Here is a 13,185-nt window from a genome sequence, read left to right on the forward strand (position 1 = left end):
TGTCGAAGTGAAGGAGATCAAGTTCCGCCCGAATATCGACGAGCATGACTACCAGGTCAAAATGCGCAATGTCCGCAAGTTCATCGAGGCCGGGGACAAGGTCAAAGTCACCCTGCGCTTCCGCGGCCGCGAGATGGCCCATCAGGAACTCGGCGTCCACCTGCTCGACCGCGTGCGCGCGGAAATGGAAGAGATGACCCGTATCGAAGCCATGCCCAAGATGGAAGGCCGGCAGATGGTCATGGTGCTGGCGCCTGCCTAACCGGCCTTAGTGAGGACGGATGGGGGGTGAGTGCTGATCCTTCGCCGAGCCCGTGCCGAGCCTGGGACAACACCACCAGCACAAAATATCCCCGTCCATTAACAATCAACCATATAAATTCCATTGCCCTGGCTGGAACCGGGAATGACTTCCGAAACGCCTGCACTCGCTTAATCACACCTGCAGATATGTCTCTTTAGAGCAGTTCGTCCGGCAGCGTGCCGCTTACCTCAAGGCCTTCGAAATCGCCATCCCCTGCGAAGAGTTCATCAATAAAGCCGATCCCCCACACGTTGAGGGCGACCTGCCCTGCCCCGGTCGGGATTCCGCCTACGAGTGCCTGTCCCAGCAGGTAGTCAGTAAGACTACCCGTATCACCGCCAAACCGGGCCTTGAGCGCATCCGCATCGAGTCCGCTTGAGAATTCGACGGTCAGGGTCTCATCCACAAGGTCGAAAGTGATCCCTGTATAGGCGCTGCCGTCATAAGTGAGTTCCGCCCCGGAAGACGGCTCTCGCAGGTGGCGCAACAGATGGGCCACATTGGCTTCGGTGGTAACGGTATTCGCAGGGTCGACATGATCGTCAACGAAACACAACCTATCCTCACCCAGGGTGAAGTTCCTGATAGTATCGGAGCCGTCGTTGAACCGAACGACGTCAGCGTCCGGGTTGGATATATCCCTTATATGCGAGAAGACATAAACGAACTCATCCGCCCCGTCTCCGAAGCGCACCTCATCATCACCGCCCTTGGCATGGATGACCCAGCCGCCGCTGCCATCGGTGACGGTTATCGTGTCATCCCCCTCGGACCCGAGCCAGATCCTCGGGCTCGTATCGGCTTCCACCTTGAGATTGATAAGTTTCTGCAAAGCCGCCTGCCCGTCAGCATTCCCCTTGAAAAGCAACGTGCTCTCATCGACGGCATCGCCCGCAAGCCACTCCGGCTTGAATTCCGTCCATGGGATGGGATCGATGAATTCAACCTTAATGCCCCCGCCGGTATACCGGCCGCTGGGAAGGGTGACCCCGACAGGGAATGCGACGTAAACCTGCACCACATCATAGTCGGCGAGCGAGCTATTGCTGGCCTCGCCGTTATGCTCAATGCCAAGGAGCGCAAGGTAGCTCGTTCCGAGTTTTGAGAGAAATTCTGCTCGCAAAGCATCGGGCGCTGCGCTGGGCGAGCCGCTCCGGTTGCTGAACAGGATCGAGTCCCGGCCCGGGGTGAAACCCGTGACCAGGTCGCCGCCGTCCCAGGAGATATAATTGTTGGCATCGGCCACGGCATAGCTGTAGGTCACCTCATCGGTGCCGCCCATGCTCAGATCGATCACATCATCGCCAATGCCGGCAGCAATCTCATCATCCCCCGGACCGGGCATGATGACAGTGTCCCCGAAACCGGTTTCAACCCGCCACGGCCGCTCTTCACCAACGTAGGCATTACCTTGCGTTCCTTGCGCTCCTTGGGCTCCTTGCACACCGCCGCTGCCACTGGCTCCATTCTCCGCATTGGTATTGACATCATCCAGATTTTCGACTGATGGCGGCAGGTCGTATGGATCACGGATCAGGACTTGCACATGTTTTGGGACAATCGTGGTGACACCATCCGCATACTTCATGCCGGTCGTGCTGACACCGTCACTGAGGGTGATCTTGAAAGAGCCTTCCACATCCGTCACAAGGCTAATTCTTCCCTGATTGATCTCAGCCTCGGTGAAGGTGATCTCCCGGGGGCCGAAGGCCGGAAGATCAATATTCACCCATCTCCCCGCCCCTGAATTCGCCGCCGGATCGACATTCCGCTCAAACCTGACCGCATCAATCTCGGAGACGGTGTAGACGAGATTGGCATCCGCCGTGTCATCATCAATGCCTTCAATCTGGATCCAGGACAGTACAAGCGGCTCGTTCTCGTTGACACCCACATAGAGGTCCAGGCCAAGTTGCGGGCGATATTCGGTGATTTTCACCGTGAAGGCCTTCTCAACGCCGCCGACACCGATGGTCAGGGGCAGGTCGGTGAACCGGTCATCCCCATCGGGGAAGAAAGCCTGGCGCTCCAGGACGTTGAGTGTGAATTTATTTTCCTCGCCCTGCACCGCCTCAATGCCGAAACGCATCTGGGGATCGCCGCTGATGGTGATGTCGGAAGCCCGATAGACCGCATTGGTATCGGATATCGTCAGGATGGCCATCTCAATCTCGTCGCTCTCATCCGTTTGCTCCAGATAATACGTGCTCTGGGACGCAGAAAGTGTATGCGTTGCATCATTTATATCGGTGATGGCAATCGTGAAGTCCTGGCTGTAATTGGTGCTTTGGAGCCCGCCGGTGGCGCTCGCGGCAACCGTCACCGTGAACTCTGTTTCATTGGCAGGAGGATCATAATCGAAACTCTGGCCCGCCTTGACCCTGAGCTTGAATACATTGCGGACGCCGTCAGCAGCCACAAACTCGAACCGGTCGTCTCCGGTCACCGTGAAGTCACCCACCGCATAGGTGGTGTCGGGATCGGTCACCGTGATCGTGCCGAGATCGGTTTCGGCGGTTGAAGTTGTCTCTGCCAGGGAGATTCTGTCGGGGGTATGGCTCACCGAAGCCGCCGTGTCATCGATGTCCGTGATGGTGATGGTGAAGTCCTGGCTGAAATTCGTGCTATGAAGTGCGCCGGTGCTGGCGGCAACCGTCACCGTGAACGGGTTTGTTTCGGTCTCGTAGTCGAAACTCTTGCCGCCCAGTAGCTTGAAGGTGAAGACATTGTCAGTGCCGCTTGCCACAACACCGAAACGGTTATCGCTGACGGTGAAGACATTCGCCGCATAGGTGGTGTCGGGATCGGTCACCGTGATCGTGGCTATATCGGTAGCGGTGGTCGAGTTTGTCTCGGCCAGGGTGTGGGTTGAGGCTGTGCGGGTGACCACGGGGTCAGTGTCGTCAATATCGGTGATGGTGATGGTGAAGTCCTGGCTGAAATTCGTGCTATGAAGTGCGCCGGTGCTGGCGGCAACCGTCACCGTGAACGGGTTCGTTTCGGTCTCGAAATCGAAACTCTTGGCTTCCAGAAGTTTGAGGACGAACTCGTTTGATGAGCTTCCTGCCACAACGTCAAACCGTATGTCATCAACCGAGAAGTCACTCGCCTGATAGGTGGTGTCGACATCGCTCACCGATATGGTGGCAATATCCGTCTCGGCAGTTGAGGTTGTCTCGATCACGGCACTGGCCACTTGAGTGCTACTCACCACCGCCACATCATCGGCTCCCGTGACGGTCACCGTTACGGTTGCCGGATGCGGAAGAGCACCAAGCTGATCTGTGGCATAGATTGTCAGCTTATCGGCAACCTGCTGACTCCCGGCAAGCCCCTGTACCCGCGCCTTCATCGCATCGGTGAACCCGTCTGCGGATGATGTCCCCGCATTTGCGAGATGGTAATTCCAGGTCAGGGTTCCTGACGCATCATCACGGGTGAAAGTAAAGATACCGTAATGCCCGATGACATCGGCGGGTGTTGTGGTGCCGGTAGTGGTTGCCGTGCTCAAACCCGCGGCATTTGCCGTGAGCGTAGCCGGGGCTGTCCCGTGGCTATGGCCGATCTTGAAGACCACACCGGTATTGGCGTCATCGGGATCATCGAAGCCGATCTGCCCGTTGACCTCTGTGGAGCTGTCATCTTCGGTTATGGCTCCGGTATCATGACCCGCTGCTGTCGTCAGCACCCTCAGATCATCCGCCCCGGTAACAGTCACAAGAGCGGTGACGGGGATATCATTGATCCCATAAGCATCACTAGCATAGACTGTCAGCTTCTCGGAGACCTGCTGACCCCCGGTCAGGGCCTGAACCCGCGCCTTCATCGCATCGGTGATGCCCGCCTGCGTGGCATCGGCATTGGCCAGATGATAGGTCCAGTTCAACATCAGACTGCCGTCATTTCGGGTGAATGAGACAACACCATACTCACCGACGATATCCGCCGGCGTCGTCAGAGTCGGCGTCGTTGACGCGAGGGTTGAATCATCCGACATGAGCGTCGCCGGATCCGTGCCATGGCTCAGGCCGGTCTTGAAGACGACATCGGCCGCAGGATTATCGACATCACCGAATGAGAACACCCCGCCCCGGCTGCCGTCGACATCTTCGGTCAATCTTTTGGCAACGGTTGTAGTGCCGTTCAGCTCGGGCAGATCATTGACACCCGTGATGGTCACGGTCACGGTTCGGGCTGTCGTGCCGCCTGCGTGTTCATCATCGGCATAGATTGTCAGCTTCTCAACAACCTGCTGACCCCTCGCCAGCGCCTGAACCTGCGCCTTCATCGCATCAGTGAAACCGTCTGCGGATGATGTGCCCGCATTAGCGAGCTTATAAGTCCAGCTCAGCTCGCTGGTGCTGTCGTCCCGGCTGAAGGAGAAAATGCCGTAATGCCCGGCAATATCGGCCGGGGTCCGGTTATCCGAGGTCGTTGCAACCAAACTGGTGTCATTTGCCGCAAGTGTGGCCGGGTTCGCACCATGGCTGTGACCGATGTTAAAGACAATGTCTTCGTTGCTGTTATCTTCATCGACATCATTAAAGGGAATGCCCCCCTGAACTACCTTGGTGGTGTTATCTTCTTCGATAGCTCCCGTGGAATTTTCCGTCGTCGTCGCCAGCTCAGGCAAATCATTAACGCCCCTGATGGCCACTTCAACGATAGACGGATCCATACTCTCATCATCACCGACATAGATCGTCAGCCGCTCAGCAACCGTCCTGCCGTCGCGCATTGATTGAACCCGCGCCGCCATCGCAGCGGCATCCGCAGGATCAACGCCCTGCAGCACCGCATTGGCATGCGCCAGCTGATAGGTCCAGTCAACCCTGCCGGTGTCATCATTGCGGGTGAAAGTGAAAACGCCATATTGCCCGACAATAACAGGCGGGCTACTGGCGGTGACTGAAACCATACCGGGATCATCCCGCAACAGCGTGTTCGGGTCCGTGCCATGGCTGTGGCCTACATTGAAAACAATATCAGCAGTAGCCTGGTCAACATCACTGAACCTGACCAGATTCTGAACGGGCGCCGTCTGATCTTCCGTGATGAAAAAGACGCCGCTGCTGTGCTGACTGCGTCCCACAAACAGCACAAGCGCATCATCGACACCCGTGATATTCACATCGACTGTGACCGGGCTCGGATTGCTTCCGGCATAGATCGTTAGTTTCTCAACCACCTGCTCGCCCCCGGCCAGAGCCTGAACCCGCCCTTTCATCGCTGCAAGACCGGTGACGCCCGCCTGCTCCACACCGGCATTGGCAAGTTTGTAGGTCCAGTCCAACTCGCCCGATGTGTCATTGCGGGCGATGGTGAAGAAACCGTAATGTCCGGAGACGATATTTGCCGCCCCTGTGGTGATTGATGGCAAGCCGGAATTCGCCGGGGTGGCAGGGTCGGCTCCATGGCTGTGTCCGGCTTTGATTGCTATGGTGGCATTAGTGTCATCGGCGTCGCTGAAACCGACCACCCCGCTGATGGTTTTGGAGGTGTTGTCCTCCTCGGTGGTCTTGATGACTTCAGTCCCGCCATCCGGCTCGACAGCCAGCAGAGCGAGGTCATTGGTGCCGGTTATGATGAGGTTCAGAGTCTGTGTTGTGGTATTCAGCCCGCTTCTGGCAACAACCGTGAATTCGAGTAATATGCGCTCCCCCGCATCAAGTGCATTGACCAAGTCTTCATTGGCATCAAAAATCCATTCGCCATAATAATCGGGGTCAGAAAGGGTGCTGCCATCATTCAGCCACAGGGTGCCGTAAGCGGTTGCGATTTTATGACTATAAATTGCTTTCAACGCGGTGGGATCGCTCCCGGCGGGGCGTACCGCCGGCGAAGATGAATAACTCACGCTGTAGCTGACCGCATCACCCTCAGGATCGGTCGCCCCGAAATTCCCCGAAGGTGGAGGGTCGTTGAAGTCGTCATCAACCAGCGTATCGTTGATGAACACGGGGTCAAGCGTCATGACAGGGTTGTCATCCGCACCGGTGAAATTGAACTTCAGGACCTGTCTGATAACACCTCCGCCGCTTGCGGCTGCCACCGAGAAATCCAGCGAGATGAAATCTCCCGCATCAAGCCTGTTGACCGCATCATCATTGACGATGAATTCCCAATCTCCGTGGCCACTTGCGGCACCGTCCCCCCTATGGAACCACAAGACGCCATAATCGGTTGTGATCTTATCGGTAAACCGGCCCCTTCTGACGGTATCGGCATCATCGGGAAGGACCGCTTCCTGAGTTGCCGTGCCATTCTCCAAGGTCACGGTATAAGTGATGTCCGTGTCGTTATTGTCACTGTCGGTGGCCGTGAACGACCCCGTTGGGTTAGGGAAATCATCGTTAGCCGAAGTATCAAAATCCTCTTTGAGGACGATCTCCTTCGAGGTGAATGAAAAACTTCCGGTTCTGTAGGTGTTGTCCGGATTTTGCTCAAACGTTTTCCCGTCTTGGGCGCGGGTGGTATTCAAGAGTTCAAAGTTCGGGTCATTTGACCCGCCGGTTTGCCTGACGGTATAGAGGAATGTTTTCGTCCCCGGGGTAAATGCTATACTTATATTTTCAGGATCTCCTGCCAGCAATTTCCACTCGCCTTGCGGTTGTTTGTATGCCCAGATATCATAAGAATCTTCATTTCCATTCGCGGGCAAGCCATTGATCTCACCGCTGAAGTGAACCGCACCGCCGGCAGATTCATCCCGCAGCAGGGTGAAGGTTATCTCCCCTGTCCCCACTACCCCGGGACGATTTCCTTCACTCTGAGGCCCCTGACCGGCCAGGGTGCTCAGATCGACATTTGAGATAAACCGGTGTGTGGGCGAGCCGGGGGATTTTGTCATATTCGACTGATAGATATAAACGTCTGCCGATGCCGTGACCTCAGATGGCGTCAGACCAAAAACCGGGGCGCTGTCACTGGTATTCGTGAAGATATCAAAATCAAACTCCTGCCCGCTGAAGGTCACCCGGAGAGCGACATCACCATCGGCAGCGAAATCAAACGTCGCACCATTTTTGAAAAACAGATAATATTTGGCATCGAGAAGTGCATCTTCCTGAATGTGAAATTTTGATGTATCTGCCCCTGAAAGAACAAAGTCATTCTGGGTATAGGTCGTATCAGGGTCATCGACATAGAAGATGGCAATATTCTTGTCATCGACGGTAATGTGCGCCGTATCCAGCGCATAGGTGAACGGGTTCCTGTCTTCATCAGGAGCGCGATTGCCCGCTTCCACAATCACCGCAGGGTTATCATCAATGCCCGAAATGCTGATCGCCAGAGTTTCTTCTGTGCTTTCAAGACCCATGCTCGTGGCCTTGACCTTGAATTCAAAGGGGATGACAACCCCGTCACCCAGGGCGTTGACCGCATCATCAACAATGTCAAATTCCCAGTCGCCATCAGCCGGATTAAAATACAGGGCACCGTATGTTTTGCCATTGTGGCTGGCTGTAATTTTGCGGGTGAAACCCTCAAATCCGGTAACATTGGAGACGGTTTCCACACTGGCACTGCCCAGGGTCACCTCGTAGGTGATATCATCGTCATTATCATCATAGTCCCGGGCACCGAAGGATCCGGTCAGGTTATCGAAATCATCCCGCCTTACCGTATCCGCGATGTCATGGGGGGCCAATTCCAGAACAGGCTCATCTTCTGCACCTGTCAGGTGAACAATCAGTCTCTGGGCAGCGGCTTTGCCGCCGCTGTTGGCCGTTACCGTGAAATCAACTGTTGCTTCCTGCCCATGACCCAGTCCCTGGACAGCCGAATTATCGGCTTCAAATTCCCATCTGCCGCCGTGCTCGACAAGCTCCTGAACTTCGATATTGAAGGTTGTGCTGCCTTCAATTTCGGTGGATGAGAATAAATGGTATGCGCTTGATAGTGCTGATGGGCCTCCAGGTAAGATCCCCCTGATGGTATAAAGAAAAACATGCTCATCGCCTGACGGGGCGGTGTATTGCGTCAGGCTTGACGTTCTTACCGCCTCCAGAGACCAGTCTTCACCATTCCTCACTGCCCAGATATGATATGCATCCTGCCCCCCTGTTGCCGGCAGCCCGCTAATCTCATCGATGATGGTTTCTTCGGTGTATATCCGGTTTCCGCCGGTATCCTGCCGCCCGCTATCCCGTAACAGGGTGATGGTGATATTTCCCGTGCCCACGGCACCGGGGCGGGGGCCGTTGTTGTTGTCATTAGGAATACTTGCCCCTTGCGGACCTGCTATTGTCCCCAATTCAACGCTGGAAGTGAAATAATGCCTGCTCGTATTACTGGAATCTGATGGGTTTTCATCCGACTGATAGAGATAAGCGCTGCCCGGGTATGTGACTTCCTTGATTTTCTGCCCATAGGTCGGGGCGACGTTATTTTCCTTGAACCATAGGGTGCCGTATTCGGTGACGACCTTATGGGTGTATTTATCCCGCATTGAGAGCGGATCATCCGCACCGAGGGCAACCGATGCCGCCGTGCCGTCTGCCAGTCTCACATCATAGCTGATGGCTGTGTCGGCATCGGCCAGATCCTGGTCAGTCGCAAGGAACGACCCCGAAAGACCGGGATAGGCTGCAGGATCACTGAAATCATCGTCTGCCGCCGTATCGGCAATATCGACAATGACAAGTTCGCCGGAATTCAGCTCATGGGTCGTGCCGTCAGCAAGACGTGTCGTTCCGGTTAAAAGATATTCGTCGTTAAGGTATAGAACACTGTACAGAAATACATTTTCACCACCCGGTACTGAAGGCAGGCTAGAATGGGGATGCGGCGACTGCAATGACCATGTTGTTCCGTCATAAACCGCCCAAATATAATGTGCGGTAGTCGACTGCGCCGCTTCGGTCAGCCCGGCAATCTCGCCGGTGATGTGAACGGCGCCACTGTCCCTGAGCAGGGTGATGGTGATCTCCCCCGTCCCCACCGCCCCCGGAGGGGGGGCTGGATTACGGTCAACTGGCTGGATGTTCTGGGTATTCGCCGTTACGACTCCCAGATCCACACTGGAGATGAATTTATGCGTAGCTGCTGACGGACTAAGGGATAGGCCGGACTGATACACATGGAAGGTATCGGAAGCCGAGAGTTGAGAGCGAACGGGCAGAATTTCAGGGGTATGATCAGCCATATCGGTCCAGACTGTGAATCGTTCTGTCACCCCGCCGAGGGAGACATCAACGTTGACGTTCTCAGCAGCATCGAAGACTCTGTTCGGTTTGATCCGCAGGGTGAATGTCCCGGCTGTGCTGCCGGCAACAATTTCAAAACGGCTGTCACTGACGCTGAAGTCACCCGCCTCGTAGGAGGCCGTGTCAACGTCAGTGACCGTGATCGTGGCCATGTCAGCAGTCGTATTGATCGGTATTCTTTCCAGCTCGAATGTATTGGGGTTCAAATCGCCGTCCGGGCCCTCCGTCGTCACGGTCAGTACGGGGTCATCCTCAGCACCGGTGAGATTTAATCTCAGAATATAAGTGCTGACCGCGCTCAGGCTGGTGGCCGTCACCGTGAAATCGAGCGAGATAACCTCCCCGGCGTCAAGGGCATCAATCCCCGTGCTACTGGCAAAGCGCCAGATGTCAGCGGTCGAATTGGCCGTGGGAACAAATGAGAACACCCCATAGTCGGTAGTGAAAGTTTTAACACCTTGAGTCACTGTTTGCACATAAGTCACACCCGTTGGTGCATTCAGAGTCACATCATAGGACGGCACACTGCTGCCATGCGATCCGGGATCAGTCGCACTGAAATGTCCGCTCAGAACATCGTGTGCATCTACCCCGCTGCTGTCGGCGACCTCTAATTCGACAACTTTTGTGGCGCTGGCGGTATTGATGATAAACGTCTCGGTAACCCCGCCGACAGTGACATCAACCTCAGCATTGCCGTCATCAGGGTCAAATTCGGAATAGGCCTTAACCCGCAGCTCGAATGACTGGTCCGGGGTGCCGGGAATGATTTCAAAACGGTCATCAGAAAGGGTAAAGCTGCCTTGCGTATAATTCGTATCCGGGTCACTGACCGTGATCGTCGCTACATCTATCGCCTCAAATGAGTTGGCTTCTGTCAGCGTGAAGGTGTTCGGATTGTTGTCGGCATCTGCATCCCCTGCCGTCACACTGGTGCGGGCCGTATCATCGGCACCGGTGATGAGGAATGTCACCGTTCGCGCCGTGGCTTTGCCATTGGCGGTTGCCGTTATCGTGAATTCAATGCTTGCCGATTCTCCATCACCGAGGGCGTTGATCGCATCCGCCTTGGGATGATAGGCCCAGGCCTTACCCAATTCAAAAAGGATATATTCATCATCAATGCGCAGCAGATCATTGTTGGAAGCACCGGCAACGCCTCCCCCATCATTGTGGGTATAGGACAGACTATAGGTGATCGTATCTCCGTCAGCATCCGTTGCGCGGTAATTCCCGGGCGCAACAGGGGAGAAACTGTCAAGGGCAGCGGTATCGACTATCTCAACGATGACATCGGTTGAGGAATAAAAAATGATGTTGCCGTCAGAAACTCTGGCTGTTGAAGACAACTGGTATGTCTCACCGCCATTCTCAGTAAGCGTAAAGAGAAAAACGGCTTCGTCCCCTGAAGGAGTCGACACCTCATTCGATACGGCCTGCAGGGTCCAGACGAAGTCATGCCTGACCGCCCAGATATGCGTGTCTTTGCCATCTCCCGTTGCCGACAGGCCGCTAATCTCATCGGTGATATCAACAGCGCCGCCCCCGGCCTGATCCCTCAGAAGGGTGATGGTGATCTCTTCGCCTGCACCGGGGCGGGGGCCTTCATTGATGTAACGGGCCCCGATATCGCCCAGATCAACGCTGGATCTGAAGAAGTGGTTGGGTGCGTTAAAGTCGAGTTCCGTTTTTGACCGGTAGACAAAAATTTCTTCCAAAGCTGTGAGTTCGGTCGGAAACGGAAGAAATTCAGGTGCGTTGTCCGAAATATCTGTGAAAATGGTGATCGGGACACTCGGGTTGCCGTCACCTGTCAGCGTGATGTTTAGCGAAAGATTATTGGCAGGATCGAAAGTTTTTTCGCCTTTAACCCGCAGGTAAAATATCCCGGCTTCGTGGCCGGCAACAACCTCGAACCGGTTTTGGGGATCGCCGGTGATGGTGAAGTCACTCGCCTGATAGGTCGTGTCAGAGTCTGTGACAATAACCCAGGCGATGACGGTGGCCTCGCTCGGCGTGGGCGATGCATCAAGTTCATAGGTCGTCGGATTTCTGTCAGTGTCGGCAGCGCCCATCGTCAACATGAGTTCAGGCGTATCGGCCGCACCGGTCAAATCGATGCTCAGAGTCTTAATCGCGGTCTTGTTATTGCTATGCGCCGTCACCGTGAAATCAAGTGACGGGGTGTCCCCATTGCCAAGGGCTTCAACCGCGCTATCGTTAACGACAAATTCCCAGGCGCCGCTGGTTGCGTTGATCCACAGATTGCCATAGTCCGTGTCGATTTTATGGGTAAATCTCTCCCGGTGGGTGTTCTCCCCCGCTAACGTCCCGTCCAGTGCCACCGTATAGCTGATCGCGCTGTCCGGGTCCTTGGCACCGAAGAGACCCGAAGGGTTGGCATAGGTGTCATCTGCCGCCGTATCGGTGATACGCACCGTGTAAAGTTCATAGACCCTGCCATCCGGAACTTTGTCAGGCCTTCCATTAGAGAGCGCAAAGGTCCCACCGAATGTATTTGCAGCTGCAAACAGGAAGACGGCTTCATCCGCTTCGGGCACATCGTTGCTGTCGTTATCCCCGATCAGGGACCAAGTGCTGCCATTCCGAATGGCCCAGACGTTGGTTTTGATCGTATCTGTTGTTGTCTGCCAGCCGCTGACCTCACCCGTGATTTCTATCGGGCCGCCTTCCCGCAGCAGTGTGATGGTGATCTCCCCCGTTCCCTCAGCGCCGGGACGGGTGGGGTTTCTGGCAAGGTCAACGCTTGACATATAAGCGTGCTTCTCACCTTCAAGGCGGTTTATCCATGTTTCATAGATATGGGTGCTCGGCGAAGATGTGACGGTATCCGGCAGAAAGGACGGGCCTACATCTTCCACATCGGTCAGGATGGTGAAATGCTGCGCCGGCAGGCCTGACCCATTAAGGGTGACATCAATTTCAACATTGCCCTCGGAAATGATGAATGCCTGATTGGCTTTGATCCGTAAAACAAATGTTCCCGTACTATCGCCGGCAACAACCTCAAAACGGTTTTGAGGATCGCCTGTAATGGTGAAGTCTCCCACCTCGTAAGACGATGTATCGGGATCCTCGACCTCGAATGTGGCAATAATGATGACCTCATTCTGCATGGGTATTGAGCGCAGATAAAATGTGTTGGGATTTTGATCAGGGTCAGCATCCGCTGCCGTTACGGTCAGTTTTGCCCTATCTTCAGTCCCGATCAGATTGATCGTCAGCGTTTTCACGGCGGCTTTGGTCTGACTGCTGGCCGTCACGGTGAAGACAAGCGGCACCGTATCTCCGGTATTCAACGCGTTGATTTCCGAATTTGGCGCAAAACTCCAGGCGCCGGTGCCCGTGTGGTATTCAAACTCACCGTATGATGTGACGAATGATTTGCTGCTGCCACTCATGTTCTCAGAAAGCAGGACGCCCGCCGGTGCTTGCAATGTGACCGCATAGGTGATCGTGCTATCGGGATCAGTCGCCCCGAACGTTCCCGTAACGGGATCAAGGTCATCTTCCGCCGCGGTGTCGGCAATATCCTGCGTGCTCGCCGTCTCCGGGAAGGACGGGGCCTGATCGGCGGTATTCGTCCAGATGGTGAAGTTTTCGCTCCAATTGCCGGCACCGTTCAGCGCGACAGTCAGATCAATGTTTGAA

At 55.2% G+C, this 13,185-nt stretch carries 2 protein-coding genes; one reads left to right on the forward strand and one right to left on the reverse strand.

Translation table 11 applies throughout. The features are described 5' to 3' along the window. On the forward strand, positions 1–262 hold a 262-nt coding region (gene infC, locus V6Z81_10000; GenBank protein MEG9862797.1), incomplete at its 5' end, for a translation initiation factor IF-3. Between the two features lie 196 nt (positions 263–458). Here infC and V6Z81_10005 read toward each other — a convergent pair. After that, positions 459–12,935 carry a VCBS domain-containing protein gene (locus V6Z81_10005; protein ID MEG9862798.1) on the reverse strand — a complete coding sequence of 4,159 codons (12,477 nt, stop codon included), beginning with the start codon at positions 12,933–12,935 and terminating at the stop codon, positions 459–461. Between the last annotated feature and the right edge of the window lie 250 nt (positions 12,936–13,185).

This window comes from Parvularculales bacterium (genome assembly GCA_036881865.1).
In the GTDB taxonomy this organism is placed as follows: Bacteria; Pseudomonadota; Alphaproteobacteria; order JAPOUT01; family JBAJNM01; genus JBAJNM01.

Bases quoted from the DNA above. Each gene is read 5' to 3' on its own strand.
- V6Z81_10005 (MEG9862798.1), bottom strand. From the start codon at position 12,935: ATGAGTGGCAGCAGCAAATCATTCGTCACATCATACGGTGAGTTTGAA.